The sequence below is a fragment of the Salinigranum rubrum genome, assembly GCF_002906575.1.
GTDB classification, from domain to species: Archaea; Halobacteriota; Halobacteria; order Halobacteriales; family Haloferacaceae; genus Salinigranum; species Salinigranum rubrum.
The window spans coordinates 4,035,168-4,053,155 of sequence record NZ_CP026309.1 but is presented as its reverse complement, the minus strand read 5'-3'; the positions used below and the strand labels follow the sequence as shown (position 1 = coordinate 4,053,155).

16 protein-coding genes and 3 pseudogenes are annotated in these 17,988 nt (G+C 68.7%); 5 read left to right on the top strand and 14 right to left on the bottom strand.

Features of this window, described 5'->3' with window-relative positions; genetic code table 11:
- Positions 1-66: 66 nt before the first annotated feature.
- The 3 genes and pseudogenes from C2R22_RS20060 to hemC all read right to left on the bottom strand — a co-directional run bounded on the left by C2R22_RS20060 (position 67) and on the right by hemC (position 2,720).
- Positions 67-809, bottom strand: a pseudogene (locus C2R22_RS20060) (uroporphyrinogen-III synthase).
- Positions 806-1,641: pseudogene (cobA, locus tag C2R22_RS20055) on the bottom strand (uroporphyrinogen-III C-methyltransferase). The pseudogenes C2R22_RS20060 and cobA overlap by 4 nt, the downstream one beginning before the upstream one ends.
- Positions 1,638-2,720: a hydroxymethylbilane synthase gene (hemC, locus tag C2R22_RS20050; protein ID WP_103427341.1), complete on the bottom strand. Its 1,083-nt coding sequence runs from the start codon at positions 2,718-2,720 to the stop codon at positions 1,638-1,640. Before hemC ends, cobA begins: the two are co-directional and overlap by 4 nt.
- Before the next feature lie 126 nt (positions 2,721-2,846).
- On the opposite strand from hemC, the gene C2R22_RS20045 reads away from it, so the two are divergent.
- A complete protein-coding gene (locus tag C2R22_RS20045; protein ID WP_103427340.1) occupies positions 2,847-3,272 on the top strand; it encodes a hypothetical protein in 426 nt (141 codons plus the stop codon).
- Positions 3,273-3,300: 28 nt separating this feature from the next.
- On the opposite strand, the gene C2R22_RS20040 is transcribed toward C2R22_RS20045, so the two are convergent.
- A complete protein-coding gene (locus C2R22_RS20040) occupies positions 3,301-3,906 on the bottom strand; it encodes a hypothetical protein (protein ID WP_103427339.1) in 606 nt (201 codons plus the stop codon).
- A 150-nt stretch (positions 3,907-4,056) separates the two neighbouring features.
- Between C2R22_RS20040 and C2R22_RS20035 the strand changes: the two genes are divergently transcribed.
- Positions 4,057-5,439 carry an MATE family efflux transporter gene (locus C2R22_RS20035; RefSeq protein WP_103427338.1) on the top strand — a complete coding sequence of 461 codons (1,383 nt, stop codon included), beginning with the start codon at positions 4,057-4,059 and terminating at the stop codon, positions 5,437-5,439.
- Between the two features lie 90 nt (positions 5,440-5,529).
- Here C2R22_RS20035 and hemL read toward each other — a convergent pair whose 3' ends face one another.
- The 6 genes from hemL to hemB all read right to left on the bottom strand — a co-directional run bounded on the left by hemL (position 5,530) and on the right by hemB (position 12,377).
- Complete coding sequence (gene hemL, locus C2R22_RS20030; protein WP_103427337.1) at positions 5,530-6,867, bottom strand: glutamate-1-semialdehyde 2,1-aminomutase; 1,338 nt, start codon at positions 6,865-6,867, stop codon at positions 5,530-5,532.
- A 244-nt stretch (positions 6,868-7,111) separates the two neighbouring features.
- Positions 7,112-7,459, bottom strand: coding sequence for a P-II family nitrogen regulator (locus C2R22_RS20025; protein ID WP_103427336.1), 348 nt, complete (start codon positions 7,457-7,459; stop codon positions 7,112-7,114).
- Positions 7,456-8,784 carry an ammonium transporter gene (locus tag C2R22_RS20020; protein ID WP_173862839.1) on the bottom strand — a complete coding sequence of 443 codons (1,329 nt, stop codon included), beginning with the start codon at positions 8,782-8,784 and terminating at the stop codon, positions 7,456-7,458. The genes C2R22_RS20025 and C2R22_RS20020 overlap by 4 nt, the downstream gene beginning before the upstream one ends.
- 568 nt (positions 8,785-9,352) lie before the next feature.
- Positions 9,353-9,706 carry a P-II family nitrogen regulator gene (locus C2R22_RS20015; RefSeq protein ID WP_103427335.1) on the bottom strand — a complete coding sequence of 118 codons (354 nt, stop codon included), beginning with the start codon at positions 9,704-9,706 and terminating at the stop codon, positions 9,353-9,355.
- Positions 9,703-11,082, bottom strand: coding sequence for an ammonium transporter (locus C2R22_RS20010; RefSeq protein ID WP_103427334.1), 1,380 nt, complete (start codon positions 11,080-11,082; stop codon positions 9,703-9,705). The genes C2R22_RS20015 and C2R22_RS20010 overlap by 4 nt, the downstream gene beginning before the upstream one ends.
- A 314-nt stretch (positions 11,083-11,396) precedes the next feature.
- Positions 11,397-12,377, bottom strand: coding sequence for a porphobilinogen synthase (hemB, locus tag C2R22_RS20005; protein ID WP_103427333.1), 981 nt, complete (start codon positions 12,375-12,377; stop codon positions 11,397-11,399).
- A gap of 338 nt (positions 12,378-12,715) precedes the next feature.
- Between hemB and C2R22_RS20000 the strand changes: the two genes are divergently transcribed.
- Positions 12,716-13,252 (top strand): DedA family protein, encoded by a 537-nt coding sequence (locus C2R22_RS20000; RefSeq protein WP_103427332.1) that lies wholly within the window; start codon positions 12,716-12,718, stop codon positions 13,250-13,252.
- An 85-nt stretch (positions 13,253-13,337) separates the two neighbouring features.
- Positions 13,338-13,769: a universal stress protein gene (locus tag C2R22_RS19995; protein WP_103427331.1), complete on the top strand. Its 432-nt coding sequence runs from the start codon at positions 13,338-13,340 to the stop codon at positions 13,767-13,769.
- A gap of 27 nt (positions 13,770-13,796) precedes the next feature.
- Here C2R22_RS19995 and C2R22_RS19990 read toward each other — a convergent pair whose 3' ends face one another.
- The 3 genes and pseudogenes from C2R22_RS19990 to C2R22_RS19985 form a co-directional block, all read right to left on the bottom strand.
- Positions 13,797-15,002 carry an inorganic phosphate transporter gene (locus tag C2R22_RS19990; RefSeq protein ID WP_103427330.1) on the bottom strand — a complete coding sequence of 402 codons (1,206 nt, stop codon included), beginning with the start codon at positions 15,000-15,002 and terminating at the stop codon, positions 13,797-13,799.
- A 177-nt stretch (positions 15,003-15,179) separates the two neighbouring features.
- On the bottom strand, positions 15,180-15,344 hold the full coding sequence (locus C2R22_RS25715; RefSeq protein ID WP_173862823.1) for a DUF6757 family protein: 165 nt from the start codon (positions 15,342-15,344) through the stop codon (positions 15,180-15,182).
- 171 nt (positions 15,345-15,515) lie between these two features.
- Positions 15,516-16,324 (bottom strand): annotated as a pseudogene (locus C2R22_RS19985) (PHP domain-containing protein).
- 185 nt (positions 16,325-16,509) lie between these two features.
- Between C2R22_RS19985 and C2R22_RS19980 the strand changes: the two are divergent.
- Entirely contained in the window at positions 16,510-16,794 is a 285-nt protein-coding gene (locus C2R22_RS19980) for a DUF5789 family protein (RefSeq protein ID WP_103427329.1), read from the top strand.
- A gap of 204 nt (positions 16,795-16,998) precedes the next feature.
- Here C2R22_RS19980 and C2R22_RS19975 read toward each other — a convergent pair whose 3' ends face one another.
- Positions 16,999-17,988 (bottom strand): DUF5784 family protein, encoded by a 990-nt coding sequence (locus tag C2R22_RS19975; protein ID WP_103427328.1) that lies wholly within the window; start codon positions 17,986-17,988, stop codon positions 16,999-17,001.

The following is a 17,988-nucleotide window of genomic DNA, read 5'->3' as shown; positions in this document are numbered from 1 at the left end:
ACTGACGCCCGTAAACCTCCTGCACTTCGCTTCTTTCTGCGACTCCCGGCGATTCGACGGCCGCGACTACTCGTGGTACGTCGGCGCTGCGGCCTCGACGACGCGACACGCCAGTTCCTCGAAGTCCGCCCGGTCGGGGACGACGTCGACATCGAGCCCGTGTGCCACGGCGGTCTCTCGCGTCGGGTCGCCGATGACGCCGACGACGGCGTCGTTCAGCCCGGTGACTGCCTCCTCGCGGACGCCGCGGTCGGCCGCCGCTTCGAGGAAGTTCTCGACGGTGAGCGACGAGGTGAAACAGACGCCCCCCAGCTCCCCCGGGCGGCCATCTCCGTCGACCGCCCGGCGCCCTCGGGGAGCGTCAACCGGTAGAGGACCGTCTCGTCGACCGTCGCACCCGCCTCCCGGAGGCCGTCGAGGAGCACGTCGCTTCCGTGGTCCGACCGGGCGACTGCGACCGTTTCGCCCGCGACTACTCCGTCGAGGAGGGCGACCAGTCCGGCCGAGGAGTACTCCTCGGGAACCAGGTCGACCGTCCATCCGGCCGCTCGCGCAGCCTCCGCGGTCGTCGGACCGATACAGACGAGCGTCGCGTCCCCGGGCGACCATCCCGACTCGGCGAGGAGGTCGGCCCCGGTCTTGCTCGTGAGCACGACGTACGGTGCCGGGTCGGGGACGGTTCCCGTCGGCTCGACGGCGAGCATCGGGTCCGGCACCGGCGTCGCACCCAGCGAGTCGAGCAGTTCGACCGCCCGCGCGAGTCGGACGTCGTCGGGACGGAAGACGGCGACGCGGACCTCCCGGGTCATCCCCGCCCCCCGCGCTCGTCAGGCTCTCCCGTCTCCGTCCCGTCGACCTCGTACCCGCTCCGGAGGAAGTCGACGACCCGGTCGCGGGTCGACGCGACTTCGCCGATGACGGTGATGGCCGGCGGTTCGATTCCCTCCGCGTCGCGAACGTCGACGATGGTGTCGAGCGTCCCCGTCGCCACTGACATTCCCGGCCACGTCGCGCGTTCGACCAGCGCGACGGGCGTCTCGGGGTCCGTTCCCACTCTCCGGAGTTCGGCGGTGTAGTCGGGGAGTTTCCCGACGCCCATCAGCACGACGATGGTCCCGCCGGTCGCCGCGAGCGCCTCCCAGTCGACGGCCGACTCCTCCTTCGTCGGGTCCTCGTGGCCCGTGACGAACGAGACCGAGGAGGCGTACTCGCGGTGTGTGACGGGGATGCCCGCCGCGGCCGGACCGGCGATAGCCGAGGTGATGCCGGGGACCACCTCGAAGGGGACTCCCTCCCGCGCGAGGTGTTCCATCTCCTCGCCCCCGCGACCGAAGACGAACGGGTCGCCGCCTTTCAGTCGCACCACGTGTTTGCCCTCGCGGGCGAGTTCGACCAGCCGGCGGTTGGTGTACTCCTGCGGCGTCCACTCCCCGCCGGCGCGCTTCCCGACGTCCTCGCGGCGTTCTTCGGGACGAGCGAGATGATGTCGGGGCCGGGGAGTTTGTCGTGGAGGACGACGTCCGCGTCGTCGAGGAGGCGACGGGCCTTCACCGTCAACAGTTCCGGGTCGCCCGGCCCGGACCCGACGAGCGAGACGTGGCCGACCCTCTCGACGTCTCCGGAGACGTCGGTGTCGCTCATTCGGCCCCCTCCGTCGCTCGCTCGATGAGTTCCGCCGCGCCGCGGTCGCGGAGGTCGGCGGCGAAGTCGGCCGCGGCGGTCCCGTGCTGTTCGGCCGGGAGGTCGCGCGACGCCTCGACGAGGTCGCCGTCGGGACCGAACACCTGGACCGTCGCGTGGACGTACGACCCCTGCAGGACGGCGTAGACGCCGATGGGCGCGATACAGCCCCCGCCGAGTTCGGCGAGCAGCGTCCGTTCGACCGTCGTCTCGACGCGTGTCCGCGGGAAGTCAAGCACCTCGTTGAGGTCTGCGACGTTCTCGGTCGCCGTCACCGCGATGGCGCCCTGACCCGGTGCCGGGACGAACTTCTTCGTCGGGAGTCTGACGAAGGGGACGTGGTGGTCCAGCCCGCTCCGTCGCAGGCCCGCCTCCGCGAGGACGATGGCGTCGTACTCGACGCTCTCCTCCCGGCCGAGGGCGTTCCGCTCGATTTCGCTCAGGGAGTCGAACCACTCCTCGGGACGCTGGTCGTACGCGGGTTCGTAGTCGTCCTCGCCGATGTGCCCCTTCCGTTCCTCGTCGGCTTCGATACGCGCCTCGTGTTCCGCCTGCAGCGACGGCGCCAGCACCTTCTCGACCCGCGTGTCGACGTTCCCCCGGAGCGGTTCGACCGTCAGGTCCGGCCGGGCGTTGTGTAACTGCGCCCGCCGCCGCAGCGACGACGTCCCGACGGTCGCCCCCTCGGGGAGTTCGTCGAGCGTCTTCCCCTCGGGCGTGACGAGGACGTCGTTCGCCGGCGCGCGTTCGAGGACGCCCGCGATGACGAGTTCCTCCGGCTGCTCCGTCGGCATGTCCTTCAGCGAGTGGACCGCGGCGTCGACCGCTCCACTGAGCACCCGCTCGTCGAGCGCGCGGACGAACGCGCCGGTCTTCCCCAGTCGGTGGATGAGTTCGTCCGTGACCCGATCCCCCTCCGTCTCGACCTCGACGATTTCGACCTCGTACCGGCGGTCTTCGAGCGCCTCCCGTACGCTCGCCGCCTGTCTGAGGGCGAGGTCCGACCCGCGCGTCGCCAGTCGGAGCGTCCGTGTAGTCATACGCGGGGATGAGCGACCGACCGTGAAAAGCCCACCACTTCCGCCGTCACGCTCTTGGCTTCCCGTCCTGATGTCCGGTCGTATCCCCCGTCCAGCCCCTCGTCCACCGTCTCGATGCGAGCCCCGATGACCCCTGACTGGCTCGACGCGACAGTCCACGAGGCGGGCGAGTTCCTTCGATTCGTCCTCCTGTGGGCCGGCGTCGCCCCCGCGACCGCACCGCTCCGGACCGTCGCCGCCGTCGCGACCGGCAGCCCCGTCGACTTCTGGCTCGGACCCGTCGGTGCCGCCGTCGCCGCGACCGCCCTCTACTGGTTCCGTGGCGGCGTCTCCTGGCGACTGGTCGGTCGCGCCTGGCTGGTCGGCGTCGCCGTCCCCGTGCTCTCGGTGACGGGACTCGTCTTCTTCCCGCTCGGCGCGCGGTCAGGGCTCGGAGGCGGCGTGGCCGCCCTGTGCTGGTGGCTCCTCTCGGTCGGTGTCGGCGTCGCGTTGACCTCCCCGACCCTCTGGCGGGCGTTCCGTGAGCGGGTGCTCCTCCGCCCGCGGTCGTAGCGTCGTCCCGGTCGCTACCCCACGTCGCTCAGGGCGTTCCGACCGCTTCGTGTCGCTTGTAGAGGTAGTACAGCGCGAGCGGGACGCTGACGATGAAGTTCGTCACGAGGACGGCGACGACGGCGAGCAGCCCCCAGAGGACGGGGTCCGGCGTCCACGCTCCTCCCTCTCGTTCGAGCGCTCGCGCGTCGACGTACACTGCGACGGGGAACATGAACGCGAGAACCACGCCGAGGAGGCCGAGAAGCGCGGCGAACCCGCCGAAGAGCACGAACGTCGAGATGCTCGCGAGACCGCCCAGCCCCACGATGTCGAGCAGCGCCGCGGAGAAGAACAGGACGGCCGCGACCACGCCCCCGGCGAGGGTGACGACGAGGTACGCCGGAACCGCGGCGATCCAGTACCACCAGTTCGAGTCGACGTCGGCGTCGGGGAGGAGTTCGTCGAGCGTTCGCCGGAGGCTCTCGGACGTCGTCTCCGCCGGTTCGTGAGACCGGTGCCGTGGCTCTGTCCCGTCTGGCGCCGCCTCTCTCTCGGAGTCGCCGTCTGTCGGTGGGTCGAACTCGGCGAGCGAGTCGGGCGTCACGTCCTGGCCGTCGTCGTCCGAATCGTGGTCGTCGGATGGAGGGCTCACGGGGTGAGAGAGGACGCGGCGGGACTCAACTCTCACGGTCACGCCGGTTCGACGGTCCGCCCGCATCGGTCGCGCGGTATCCGTGGCTCCCCCTGTCTCTCTTGCTCCTACCCGCGTCGCCTTGCCGTTGCTCCCCGTTCGACGAGAGAGATGTCTCCGGTCCCCGACCGTCTGCTCGGTGTCTGGCAGCGAGCGCTCGCGCTCGGCTGGCCGATCGCCGTCCAGCAGACGCTCAACACGCTGATGCGGACGGTCGACATCGTCGTCACCGGCCTCTTCTCGCCGGCGGCCGTCGCCGCCATCGGTCTCGCCGACCTCTACGCGCAGATTCCGCTCCGGATCGGCCTGGGCTTCGGTGCCGGCGCAATCGCGCTGTCGAGTCAGGACACGGGGCGGGGGGCCGACCTCACGCGCGACCGCGCGGTCACGCAGGCACTCCTCATCGGCGCGCTCTCGGGCCTCCCGCTCGTCGCCGCCGGCCTGCTGTTCGGTCACGCGCTGATCGGCCTCCTGGGCGCCGAGTCGGCGGTCGTCCGTCAGGGCGGCACGTACCTGGCTATCGTGTTCGCCGCCGCACCCATGCGAATCGTCGGGCTCGTCGGCGCTCGCTCGCTCCAGGGGACCGGCGACACGCGGACGCCCATGCTCGTCAACGGGAGCGCGAGCCTGCTCAACATCCTCCTGACGGTTACGCTGGGTCTCGGGCTCTGGGTCGCCCCGTCGCTGGGCATCGTCGGCGTCGGGGTCGCGACGGCGGTCAGTCGAGCGTTCGAGGCGCTCGCGCTCACGGGCGCGATTGCGAGCGGTCGCACGCCGCTGTCGCTGTCGCGGCCGCGAAGCCTCACGATCACCCGACAACTCGTCGCGGTGAGCCTCCCGAGCTTCGCGGAGGGGATGAGTAGCTCGCTCGCGAACTTCCCGTTCAACGCGCTGTTGCTGCTCTTCGGCACCGAGGTGAACGCCGCGTACCACATCGGAAGACGGCTCTACCAGCAGCTCACGGGGCCGTTCTACCGGGCGTTCAGTACCGTCACCAGCATCGTCGTCGGGCAGGCGCTGGGCGAAGGCGACGTCGAGGCGGCGCGGTACGCCACGCGTGCGATTCTCGCGCTCAGCGTCGCTCTCCTCGGCTGTGCCGGCCTCGTGCTGTTCGTCGGTGCCGAGCCGCTGGTGAGCGTGTTCACGCGCGACCGGGCGACGGCCGGCCACGCGGTCGCGTTCACCCGCGTCTTCGGCGTCTCGATGGTCTGGTTCGGGGTGTTCTTCCCGTTGGCGGGCGCGCTACGAGGCGCGGGCGACACCCGGACGCCGTTTTACGCCCGACTGCTCGGGTCGTTCGGGTTCCTGCTCGGCCTGTCGTACCTCCTCGGCATCACGCTCGGCTACGGACTGTCCGGCGTCTACGTCGGGGTCGCCCTCTCGTACCTGTGCTGGGCCGTCGTCGTCGCCGTCGGCTTCCGCTGGGGCGGCTGGGTCGAGACGGCGTCGGCGCTGATGGCCGAGCGTTCCGAGAGCGAGAACGCCCGTCGGTAGTCGTGGACGGTCGTCGCCTCGGGAGAGCGCGGCTGATGTGGGCGGGCGAACCCCAGTGGACTGAACGCGCGACGGACGACCGTTTGCGCGCTAGAGCGCCTCCTTGTACGCTTCGAGCGTCTCCTCGACGTCCTCCTCGGTGTGGGCGTAGGAGACGAACTGCGACTCGAACTGGTTGGCCGTGAGGAAGACCCCCCGCTCTTTCATCTCCTGCCAGAAGACGCGCTCCCACCGCTCGGTCTCGGCGTCGGCGACGTCGCCGCCGGTCTTCGGGCAGTGGTCGTACCGCGGGCAGTCGGTCCGCTGCTCACAGCCGTCGGCGCACTGGTCGCCGAGGCTGCTCGGGGCGTCTCTGGTGAAGACGGTCTTGAACATCGAGTCGCTCCCGACGACCGTGTACTCGGGCGCGCGGTCCTCGCAGAGGTCGGTGATACCCGCTCGGAGCGTCTCACCCAGCCGATTGACGTGCTCGTACACGTCGTGTTCGGCGGCGTAGGTCAGGTAGGCGTGGCCCGCCGCCATCGTCACCGGGTGGCCGGAGAAGGTGCCTGACTGGAACACGTCGCCCGAGGGGGTGAACGACTCGATGATCTCGGCCTTCCCGCCGATAGCGCCGACGGGGAAGCCGCCGCCGATGATCTTTCCGAACGTCGTGACGTCGGGCGTGACGCCGAGTTTCGACTGCGCACAGCCGAGGCCGCCCACCCGGAAGCCCGTGATGACCTCGTCGAACACCAAGAGCGAACCGTAGTCGTCACAGAGTTCTCGCAGCGTCTCGTGGTAGCCGGAAATCGGCTGGACGATGCCGTAGTTCCCGAGGACGGGTTCGACGAGGACGCCGGCGATGTCGTGGCCGTGCTCTTCGAACACTCGCTCGATCGTCTCCTCGTCGTTGAACGGCACCGGAATCGTGTGCTCGGCGAACGACGCGGGGATGCCCGCGGTCGAGGGCCGGGGGTTGTCGGGACCCCCCTCGACGAGTGTCGACTCCTGTGCGCCGTGGTAGCCGCCCTGCATGACGACGATCTTGTCGCGGCCGGTGTAGCCGCGCGCGAGACGAACCGCCGAGACGGTCGCCTCGGTGCCGGAGTTGACGAAGCGGATCATCTCGACGGAAGGGACGTGTCGGGCGACGAACTCCGCGTGGTCGACCTCTATCTCCGTGGGCGCACCGTACATCGGCCCCTCGGAGGCGTGCGACTGGACGGCCGCCCGGACCGGGTCGGGCATGTCGTGGCCGTACAGCAGGGGTCCGTACCCCATCACGTAGTCGATGTAGCGGTTGCCGTCGGCGTCGACGACGTGGGCACCGTCGCCGCGCTCGATGAAGAACGGGTACGGACGGGTCGCCCGGACGGAGGAGTTGACGCCGCCGGGGATCACGGAGAGCGCCCGGTCGTACAGGTCGCGGGAGCGGTCGTGGTTCACGCGTTGTCACCGCCGGAGTCAGCGTCGTTCATAGCCCCGCTTCGGTTGGCCCTGACTTGGTAGTGTCGGGCGAATCCGGCCGTCGCCGTCGTGGCTAGAGCGGTCGTCGCCGTCGAAGGTCGAGCGGTCGTCGCTGCCGAGGCTCAGTTGTCCCCGCCGTCTCCGTTCGTTGCCGCCGCCGGGAGCCACGGCTGGGGGGTCGGCGTGTCGAAAGATATCGAAAACAGGTGGTCGGTGTCGGCCGTCAGACCGCTTCGGGGCCGCGCTTTCCGGTGCGAATCTGGACCGCGTCGGAGACGGGAAGGATGAATATCTTCCCGTCGCCCTTCTCGCCGGTGTTGGCGGCCTCGCTGATGGCGTCGACCACGTCGTCGGCGGGGATGTCCGCGACGACGCACTCGATTTTGACCTTCTGGTGGAGGTCGACGGTGTACTCCTCGCCGCGCCACTGGCCCTTCTTCGCGGGCTGTGAACCCCGTCCCGACACGTTCGTGACCGTCAGCGACGGCGCGCCGATTTCGGCGAGCGACTTCTTGACCGCGCCGAGTTTCTCCGGTCGAATCATCGCGACGACCATCTCGATTTCTGTCATTCTTCGGAACCTCCGTCCGTGCGGACGACGTCCTCGGACTCAAAGGTGATGCCACCGTCGGCGGCGACGTCGGGCTTGCCGAACTCGGGGTAGGTGTCGACGCCGTGTTCGGAGGTGTCGAGCCCGGCCCGTTCGTGTTCGGGGGTGACGCGGGCCTGTCCGATCGACTTCAGGACCGTGAACACCGCGGCGGTCGCGGCGAACGTCCACAGCGCGATGACGGCCACGCCGACGACCTGATTCACCAAGGCACCGACGGTGAACCCGTCGACGCTGAAGAACGGGAACAGGAGTGCGCCGAGCACGCCGGCGGAGCCGTGGACGGGGAAGACCGCACAGACGTCGTCGATGTTGAGGCGCTTCTCGACGAACTCGAAGACGATGGGGAGCTGGGCACCGGCGAGCAGACCGATGACGAGCGCACCGGGCCAGACGACGGCGTCGGTGACCGAGGTGATGCCGACGAGCCCGGCGAGGAGACCGTTGGCGACGTAGAGCGTGTCGACCTTCCCCGTCTTCATCATCGAGAGCGCGGCCGCACCGATGGCCCCCGCGCCCATCGCGAGCGTCGTCGTGAGCGCGACGCGGCCCACGTAGCTGAAGGAGCCGAGCGTGACGCTGCCGTCGTCGGCCATGGCGAGCGGCGCGGCGGCGGTGCCGACGTTGAAGCCGTACCAGCCGAACGCCAGCACCAGCGTTCCGAGGACGGCGAACGTCAGCGAGTGACCGGGGATGACGTTCACGGAGCCGTCCGCGTTGAAGCGGTCCATCCGCGGGCCGATGATCCACGCCGCGGTGAGGCCGGCGATACCGCCCATCCCGTGGACGATCATGCCGCCCGCGAAGTCGTGGAAGTTCGAGAGGAAGCCGCCGGCCCAGGTGAACCCGACCACGACCGGGTAGATGACCCCGGCGAGGACGATGGTGTACGTGACGTACGCGCGGAGCTTCGCGCGGCCTGCGACGGCGCCCGACACGATGGTCGCGGCGGTCATGGCGAAGACGGCACCGAAGAGCCAGCCGACCCACGCGGTCGACTCACCCGGGTACCAGATGTCCATGAACGCGCCGCCGACCGAGTACGACCCGCCGCCGGTGACCCCGCCGACGATGGTCGAGATGGCGGCGCCGACGAGGAAGAACACGATGACGCCCACCGACCAGGTGAGCAGGTTCTTCGTCAGCTGGTTCGCGACGTTCTTCGAGCGTACCTGCCCGGCTTCGAGCATGGCGAAGCCGGCGTGCATGAAGAAGATGAGGAACGTGACGGTGAGGACCCAGACGAGGTTCACGGCCTCGACGATGGCCGAGAGGTCCGACTGCATGAGGACGTTCACGTCCATGGGAACGATCCCTCCGTGGTTGGTGCGTTGATCGAGGGGATTGGACAGTTGGTCATGATTTTGGCTTATTTCCACGTATTTGTATTGTGGATTACGACAGTAGGTATATTCATACGAGTATATAATGGTTGGTCTTTACAAATCCGAAAATACGTCGACCTTAATGGTCATCCGTCTAATCTGGAATCAAATATATGGTATATAAGGTTATACTCATACCATTTCGACCACAAATATTGCCCGTCGAGTGGACGTTTGTCTACCGTACTCGTCCGAGGCACGAACCGCGTGTCTCCGCTGACGCGTGGTGCGCGCTGGCACCCGCCGAGCGTTCGAGGATAGTCCCGCCGGACCGGGTCGGCGCGGCGAGTCGGGCGTCGCCGTCCGCGTCATCGACTCGTCGTCCGTCCGTCTCGTCCGTTCGCCCCGTTCGAGCGACTCGCTCTCGGCGACACGGTGAACGAGAGAAACCAGACGCAGAAGTGTCCGTGTGAGACGGGGTAGCGACAGAGTCTGCGAGGACGAGGATAGGGAGTGTCCGGCGACCGGATCAGACGGCGTCTACGCCGACCGTCCCGGTGCGGATCTGGAGCGCGTCGGAGACGGGCAGGACGAAGACCTTCCCGTCGCCTTTCTCGCCCGTGTGGGCCGCGTCGGCGATGGCGTCGACCACGTCGTCGGCGGGGATGTCCGCGACGACGCACTCGATTTTGACCTTCTGGTGGAGGTCGACGGTGTACTCCTCGCCGCGCCACTGGCCCTTCTTCGCGGGCTGTGACCCCCGTCCCGAGACGTTCGTGACCGTCAGCGACGGCGCGCCCGCCTCCGCGAGCGACTTCTTCACGTCGCCGAGTTTGTCGGGCCGGATGATCGCCACGACCATCTCGATATCCGAGTCGCTCATTCGTCAGCACCTCCGTCGGTGCGCACGCCGCCATCGGCGGTCATGGTCGGCCGCTCGGACGACCGGTCGGGAACGAACTCGGGGTAGACGGACACGCCGTGTTCGCTCTCGTCGAGACCGAGTTCCTCCTCCTGCTCCGAGACGCGGAGGCCGAAGAGGGCGCCGGCGATTTTGAACGCGACCATGGTCGCGAGCACCGTCCAGGTGCCGATGACGAGCACGCCGACGACCTGCATGACGAGTTGGTTCACGCCGAGGAACGTGTAGCCGCCCGCCGCGGTGACGCCGAACACCGGGATCAGGATGGTCCCGATGGCGCCCGCGCTGCCGTGAACCACGAAGACGCCACAGACGTCGTCGATCTTCAGCGAATCGACGACCCAGCGGAACGTCGGCAGGACGAGCGCGCCCGCGATGCCGCCGAGGATGACGCCGCCCCACCACGTGACGTGGGGGACCGCGCCGGTGACCGCGACGAGACCGGCCAGCAGGCCGTTCGCCATCCAGAGGGGGTCGGGCTTGCCCTGCCAACTCGTCGAGACGATCATCGCGGCGACGCCGCCGGCGCCCATCCCGAGCGTCGTGTTCAGCACGACCTGGCCGAGCGCGCCGCCCATGAAGGTGAGGCCGCCGTCGCTGGCTGCCAGGACGGTCGCCTGCGTGCCGACGTTGAAGCCGTACCAGCCGAACGCGAGGAAGAGCGTCCCCAGCACGGCGAGCAGCATCGAGTGACCGGGGATGGGCTGGGAGTTGCCGCTCGAATCGAACCGCCCCTGGCGCGGACCGACCATCTTCGCGCCCACGAGACCGGCGAGGCCGCCTACCATGTGGACGACGGTTGCGCCGGCGAAGTCGAGGTAGCCCGCCCCGAGCGCGAGGCCGATGTAGCCGCTCCCCGAGAGGAGGCCGCCCGCCCACGTCATCCCGGTCACTACGGGATAGATGAACGCCGTCATCGCCGCCGCGACGAAGACGTACGCCGTGAAGTTCATCCGGCCCGCCACGGCACCGGAGACGATGGTCGCGGCGGTCATCGCGAACACCGCGCCGAAGAACCAGCCGATGTACGCCGTCGGGTCGTTGATGTACGCGAACGCGCTGCCGATGTCGAGCGCCGTCCCGGGCGCGGTCAGCATCCCGACGATGGAGCTGACCGCGGCCCCGATGGCGAAGAACACGAGGACACCGAGCGTCCAGTCGGTCATGTTCTTCATCAGGACGTTCCCGACGTTCTTCGCGCGGACCTGACCCGCTTCGAGCAGCGCGAAGCCCGGCTGCATGAAGAAGATCAGGAAACAGACCACGAGGATCCAGACGTTGTTGACGCCGTTGGCGATGGCGCCGGCGTCGAGCTGGAGCGCGAGTCCGAGCGTCATTTCGCCCCCCTCCGCGACGGACGAACGTCTACTTCTACACCGTATCGCGTTGCATTGTTATCGTGAATCACGGTTCAACGACAAGAACAGGTCATATATAAAATGTTGCGTTGACAAAGTGTCTTTTTCCACAGAACTAATATACGAACGTCTAATATGGGGTACAATAATATGTATATAAGGTTCACGTTCGTTGCGATCGCGTGCGAATATTGCACGGAATCTGGACGTTCATCGACACGGTTCCTCGGCCGGTTGGACCGTCGCGCGCGCCGTGGCGGAGCCCTGCCGACGGGGTGCGACGTGCCGACCCGTCAGAGGTGGTCCGCGACGTCCTCGGCGAAGTACGTCAAGAGGAGGTCCGCCCCCGCGCGTTTGATCGAGAGCAGCGACTCCAGCGCCGTCTCCTCCAGCGAGAGCCACCCCTTCTCGGCGGCGGCGTGTAACATCGCGTACTCGCCGGAGACGTTGTACGCCGCGACGGGGTGGTCGAACTCCTCGCGGACCCGGTGGACGACGTCCAGATACGCGAGTGCGGGCTTGACCATCAACACGTCCGCGCCCTGTTCGACGTCCAGACGCACCTCCCGCACGGCTTCCCGTGCGTTCGCGGGGTCCATCTGGTAGTGTCGCCGGTCGCCGAACGCGGGGGCACCGTCGGCCGCGTCGCGGAACGGGCCGTAGAAGGCGGATTCGTACTTCGCGGCGTACGACATGATCGCGACGTCCTCGTGGCTCGAGGCGTCGAGTTCCCCTCTGATGACTCCGACCATCCCGTCCATCATCCCGCTCGGCGCGACCATGTCCGCGCCGGCCGCGGCGTGCGAGCGCGCCGTCCGTGCGATGAGGTCGAGCGTCGCGTCGTTGTCGACCGTCAGGTGCGCGTCCTCGTGCGCACCCGGTTCGAGGACGCCGCAGTGGCCGTGGTCGGTGTACTCGCACAGGCAGACGTCCGTGGCGACGTAAACGTCCGTCTCGCGGCTGATGCGCCGCGTGGCCTCCTGGACGACGCCGTCTTCGGCCCACGCCCGGGTGCCCTCGGGGTCTTTCGACTCGGGGATGCCGAACAGCATCACCGCCCGTACGCCCGTCTCGCGCACCTCCTCGACGCGCGCGACCGCCTCGTCGACCGGGACGCGCTCGTGTCCCGGCATCGACTCGATGGGGACGCGCTCGTCGGTGGTGGCGTCGACGAACACCGGTGCCATGAGGTCCGTCGCGTTCAGGCTCGTCTCGGAGACGAGCGGCCGAACGCCGTCCGTCCGGAGCCGTCGCGGGCGGTCGGTGAGGTTCATGGACGAGGGTTGGACGGTGTCTCTCAAAGGCGCATCGTTCCCGTTCCGCGCGCCGACCACTACAGCGGTCGCATAGAGGCGGTGGCGCGGCGGGGACGACGCCATGTCGCCCCGTCACGCGAGGGATGAGAGCGCGACTGAACGGAGTGAAGGAGTGCTCGAATCGGCTGGGGAGGTCCGTGGCTTCAGCGCCCTCGTGGCCGCTAGATTGCCCGGTTCGTCCGCAGTTCCACGCCTCCGTCTCCGAGGAACTTCACAGCGTCGCCGACATCGTCTCACCGCTGTGACACGGTACGGACCACAACCGATTTGACCGCCGACGCTGTGAACATCGGACGATGGTACCCGTCTCGCCACCGGTGTTCGCCCAGTTCGTCGGCGAGATGCCGCCCGCCCTCCGCGCCCTCCTCGACTCGGAGTGGGCGCTCGTCGCCCTCTTCGGCGTGTTCGTCCTCGAAGGGGCGATGCTGATGTACTTCATGCCGAGCGAACTCATCGTCCCCGGTTCCATCGTCCTCCTCGGTCCCGAGGCGCTGATTCCGGTGCTGGCCGTCGCCGTCCTCGGCGCGACCCTCGGCCAGTACGCGCTCTTTCTGGTCGCCAAACACGGCGGTCGGGCCTACCTGGAGGAGAAACGCTGGTTCCGCGTCTCCCCCGAACGCCTGGACAAGTTCGACGGCTGGTTCGACCGCTGGGGACCCGTCGCGGTGCCGGTGAGCAACGCGCTGCTTTTCACCCGCGGCATGCTCACCGTCCCCGCCGGCTTCGCCGAGATGGACGACCGACGGTTCGTCGTCTACTCCGCCGTCGGTACCCTGGTCTTCGAGTCGGTGCTGGCCACGCTCTACTTCGTCGGCGTCTCGTGGCTGTTCTGACCGGGTACGGGAATCGAGAGTACGAGACTCGAAAGTACGGGAACCGAAACGCTCCTTGCGCGTGCCCGCGCACATGTGACTCACAATGCCGCCCTCGCACGTGCTCGTCCCGCTCGACGGCTCTCCCCTGGCCGACCAGGCACTGGTCCACGCCATCGAGACGTTCGACTGCCGGACGACGGTCCTCAACGTCGTCCAGCCGCTCGACTCGGGGATGAGCGAAGGGGGCGTCCTCGACCCCGGCGACGACCGACTGGCGGCCGCGCGTGACCGCGCGGAGACGCTCGTCGACCGCGCCGAACGCCGAGCGTCCGACCTCGGCGGGCGAGTCGAGACGGCGGTCGAGACGGGCGACCCCGCCGAGACCATCCTCGCGTCCGTCGACTCCCGGGACGTCGACCACGTCGTCATGGGCGGCCACGGCGGGACGAAGAACGACCTCGCGCGCCGACTGCTCGGTACCGTCGCGACCGCCGTCGTCGGCGAGGCGCCCGTGACGGTGACGGTCGTCCGCTGACCGCTCGTCCCGCGTTCGGCGCGTGTCTCACCCGCCGAGTGCGGTCGCGAACGCCCGGTAGAGCCCGAACCCGACGGCGACCGACGCCACCAGCGTGAGCACCCAGAAGAGGAGCGTCACGCCGATCTTTCGACGCGAAACCCCCGCCGAGCCCCCGGCGAGACCGCCGCCGATGACGCCCGAGATGATGATGTTGTTGAACGAGATGGGGATGCCGAGCGCGATGGCGGCCTGAGCGATGATAAAGCCCGGGACGAGCGCGGCGATGGAGCGGCGCACTCCCAACTGGGCGTACTCGCGGGAGGTCGCCTGGAGGAGCCGCGGCGCGCCCATCCAGGCCCCGCCGAGGATGCCGGTCGCACCCACGGCCAACAGCGCGATACCCGGGAGGCCGAGTTCGGCGCGGTAGAGGTTTTCGAGGGGGCCGGTCGCGAGCCCCACTTGGCTCCCGCCGCTGGAAAAGGCGACGACGCTCCCGAGCAGCACCAGAAACGTTCGGACGCCGCGGTCGACCGACTCCTCGGTGCGGCGCTGGATGAACCGGAAGCTCACGGCCGCGGCGACGAGTGTCACGAGGAGGACGCCGAGTTCCACACCCAGGACCGAGGGCGTCTCGACGACGCTCCCGAGAAAGCCCGCGAGCGACCCCTGGTCGCCACCGGCGGGGTCGGGGATGACGCTCAGTCGGACGTTGGCGACGATGCCTCCGACGACCGCGGCCAAGAGCGGAACCCCGACCGTCTCTGGGATGTCGTCCCTTCGAAGCACGGTCGCGGTGAGGTACGCCAGGCCGCCCGAGACGGGCGGGACGAGCACCCAGAACGTCGCGATCCGTCGGTAGGTGTCGAACGCGGGCGTCCCGCCGAGCGAGAGGCCGACACCGACCATCGCGCCCGTCGTGGCGAACGCGGCGGGCACGGGATAGCCCGTGTAGACGCCGAACGCCATGAACGCCGTCGCGGTCAGCAGTCCGGCAGTGGCCGCGAGCGACGTGATCGAGACGCCGTTTATCAGCCCGGCTCCGACGGTCTCGGAGATGCTCCCGCCCTGTGCGAGCGCACCGAGCGCGGCGAGGATTCCTATCAGAAACGCGGCGCGCATCGTCGAGATGGCGTTGGCGCCGATGGCGGGCGCGAAGGGCGGGGAGTTGCTGTTCGCACCCAGCGCCCACGCCGTCGCCAGTCCCGTCGCGGTCGCAAGCGCGACCAGCGCCCAGAAGGTGACGCTCACCACGGGCCGCTCAACACCTCTGGCTGGTGACGCGTAGCACGTTCGGGCCGGTCCCGCGGCCGTCCGTCGTCGGTCCCTTCCAGCCGGCAGCGACCGTCACCTCCGGTCTCCATTGACGCGGTAACCCATCGGCCGAGTGATAAGCGTTCCGTCGGGACTCTCGGTCGGGAGAACGAGCCGCTACTCGGTGCGGTCGATGTCGAGTTGCTCTCGGAGGGCCGAGAGCTCCTCGGACTCCGCGAGCGTCTCGAGCCGCTCGTGGAAGTGTGTGTCGCAGAGGCCGACCTTCACCCCGTCCTTCTCGGCGGCGTACGCGGCCTCCCGTTCGCAGTAATGACAGCGCATACTAGCCCTCGGGACCCCGGCGGGATAAGCCTGCCTTCTCCGGCACGGTTGGCGGTTCCGCGCGTCGTCGCTCCGAGCGATTACCGTCGTCGACGAGTGGCGATCACGTGCCGTCGACGACCGGCAGTCACGCGCCGTCGACGACCGGCAGTCACGCGCTGCGGACCGCGGTCACGCCCTGCCGTCGACCCGCGCGAGAAACGCCGTCGCCTCCTGTCCCACGAGTCCCGCCCGGCCGAGCGTCCGGTCGTGCGCGTCGCTTCCCCCCGTGCGGAGCAGGTCGGCCTCGCGGACGGTGCGTTCGATCCGTCTCTCGTCCACCGGCCGGCCGTACGCGTAGTAGCGTTCGACCGCCCCGAGCCCCCGGGCGAGTTCGAGCGCGCGGTCGAGGTTTCGGTAGCGGAACGGGTGCGCCAGCGAGACGACCGCACACGCGTCGCGGAGGAGCGCGGCCCCCGCCTCGAACGTCGGAATCGCTCGGGCCCGGTAACAGGGACAGTCGCTCCCGATGAGGTCGTCGAACGCCTCCTGATAGTCGTACGGCGCGTCGCTCCGCTCGACCGCCCGCGCGATGTGGGGCCGACCGACCCCCTCGCCAGGGTCGATGTCGAGCGCCACCCCCAGTTCGTCCTCGACGCAGTCGACGATGGCGCGGGCCCGCTCGATGCGGTCCCGCTGGAGGCGGTCGAGTTCGGCCCGGAGCGCGCTGTCGTCGCGGACCGCATAGCCCAGGAGGTCGACGCGGATGTCGCCGGCGTCGACCCGGAGTTCGACCCCCGAACGAGTCGGACGCCCTCCGTGACCGTCACGGGCGCGTCGAGGCCCGGATGGACCCGGTCGTGGTCGGTGACGGCGACGGTGTCGACGCCCGCCGCGCGCGCCGCCTCCGGCACCTCGTCGAGGGTCAACGTCCCGTCCGACGCCGTCGTGTGGACGTGGAGGTCGGCGTCGACCCGCTCCGACCCGTCGCTGTCCGTCATACTCGGTCGTGGGGTGGCCCGACGCAAAGCGCTTGTGTCACGCCGCGTATAATCACGACTCCTCTGACACGAGAGAAACTATGTCATGACAAACCGTGACATTTTAACACTCAAAGGGGCTTGCAAGCGACTAAGGTCGTACATGGACAACCATTATAGTTGAGGGCGGGTTTCGACTGAATGTAATGCGCCTGAACGGCACCCAAGAGGCAATCGACGCGGCCGAGTACCCCCTCAGCAGCGAGGAGTTCATCTCACAGCACGGCGACCACACCATCGAACTCGCGAACGGGTCCGAGACGGTCGCCGACGTACTCGGACGCCTGGGGCCGGAGACGTACGCCTCCGCCGAGGACGTCACGACAGCCCTCTACTCCGCAGTCTCGCACAAGGGTATCGGTCGACGCTTCTACAGCGACCGCGACGTCTACACCCTCGGCGAGGACGGCCCGACGCCCGAATCGTTCTGAGGCGCTCGTCGACCCGAACACGGTCCTCGACCTGAGACAGCCCTCGAACCGACTCTTCTGGACGCCGGGGATAGACCCCGGTTCGGCTTCCGACACGCCAGCGACTGCACTCTCTCGCGTGGGTTTTTCGTCGGTCGCGCGTCGGACAGTGGTCCTCTTCCCCGGGCCCGTCGGGTTGGCCGTGGCCGAGGTGCTGACGAATACCTAGAACGGCAGGTCCAGCGGGACGCTCCCCTTCGTGTAGCCGTCGACCCGCCCGTCGGGCCGCACGCGGAAGACGACGGCCGGCCGGTGTCTGACCTCCGGTCTCTCGCCCCGGACCGCGTTCCAGTCGTCGTCCGGGAACGACGAACAGTCGACGAACAGCACCGCACCGCCGGCGTGTCGCTCCAGTTGGCCGTCGGTCTTCGTCTGGGCCGTGTCGCGAACCGCGGTGACGGGGCTGTTCGCCGCGCGTCGACTCGGCGGGAGCGGGCGCGTCACCTCGACGAGCGTCACCCTCCCGCCCTTCTCGACGCGGAAGTCCAGCGAGTGGCCCGTCGTCACCTCCGCCTCGGGTTCGAGGCTGTAGCCGGCGTCGTGGAGGAGTTTCGCGGCGTTGAACTCGCCCATCGCCGCGCTCATCCGCACGAGGTCGAGCGACGTCGACGTGCCCAGTTTGCCCGCCATCAGTTCCCGGTAGGGGTCCAACACCCCGGTCGACAGGAACGCCTCGTAGTACGAGAGCGCCTCCTCGGCGGTGGCGTCGGGGAACCCCGCCGCGTGTTCAGAGAAGAACGCCCTGGTCGTCTGACGGCCGTCCTTCGAGCAGAACACGGGGAGGAAGAACCACGACAGGTGTGGGTAGGGCTTCAGCCACGGCGACTCGTCGTGCAGTTCGGCGAGGAGTTCCCGCTCGACCCACTCGGTGATCGCCGCGGGCGCCTCCTCCAGCGCGATCTTGTCCGTCCGCCACAGCGCCGAGGGCGTCTCGGTGTTGCCGACCCAGTAGGCGTCGTCGCCGTCCCAGGCGAAGAGCGCCGTGTCGCCGTTGTCCATGTCGAACCGGCGGGCGTCGTACCCCTCGGGCTGGCGGTACCACGGCCGGGACATGGACGCTCCCAGGTTCCCGTCGAGGTCGGCGTAGATGTCACGCCGTATCCGGTCGAGCGTCCAGCGACCGGGGGCGTGTCTGAAGCGGAGCGGTCGTGCCAC

Coding starts and splice junctions, on each gene's coding strand:
- hemC (WP_103427341.1), bottom strand. CDS start 2,720: ATGACTACACGGACGCTCCGACTGGCGACGCGCGGGTCGGACCTCGCC.
- C2R22_RS20045 (WP_103427340.1), top strand. CDS start 2,847: ATGACCCCTGACTGGCTCGACGCGACAGTCCACGAGGCGGGCGAGTTC.
- C2R22_RS20035 (WP_103427338.1), top strand. CDS start 4,057: ATGTCTCCGGTCCCCGACCGTCTGCTCGGTGTCTGGCAGCGAGCGCTC.
- C2R22_RS20025 (WP_103427336.1), bottom strand. CDS start 7,459: ATGACAGAAATCGAGATGGTCGTCGCGATGATTCGACCGGAGAAACTC.
- C2R22_RS20020 (WP_173862839.1), bottom strand. CDS start 8,784: ATGCAGTCGGACCTCTCGGCCATCGTCGAGGCCGTGAACCTCGTCTGG.
- C2R22_RS20015 (WP_103427335.1), bottom strand. CDS start 9,706: ATGAGCGACTCGGATATCGAGATGGTCGTGGCGATCATCCGGCCCGAC.
- C2R22_RS20010 (WP_103427334.1), bottom strand. CDS start 11,082: ATGACGCTCGGACTCGCGCTCCAGCTCGACGCCGGCGCCATCGCCAAC.
- hemB (WP_103427333.1), bottom strand. CDS start 12,377: ATGAACCTCACCGACCGCCCGCGACGGCTCCGGACGGACGGCGTTCGG.
- C2R22_RS20000 (WP_103427332.1), top strand. CDS start 12,716: ATGGTACCCGTCTCGCCACCGGTGTTCGCCCAGTTCGTCGGCGAGATG.
- C2R22_RS19995 (WP_103427331.1), top strand. CDS start 13,338: ATGCCGCCCTCGCACGTGCTCGTCCCGCTCGACGGCTCTCCCCTGGCC.
- C2R22_RS25715 (WP_173862823.1), bottom strand. CDS start 15,344: ATGCGCTGTCATTACTGCGAACGGGAGGCCGCGTACGCCGCCGAGAAG.
- C2R22_RS19980 (WP_103427329.1), top strand. CDS start 16,510: ATGCGCCTGAACGGCACCCAAGAGGCAATCGACGCGGCCGAGTACCCC.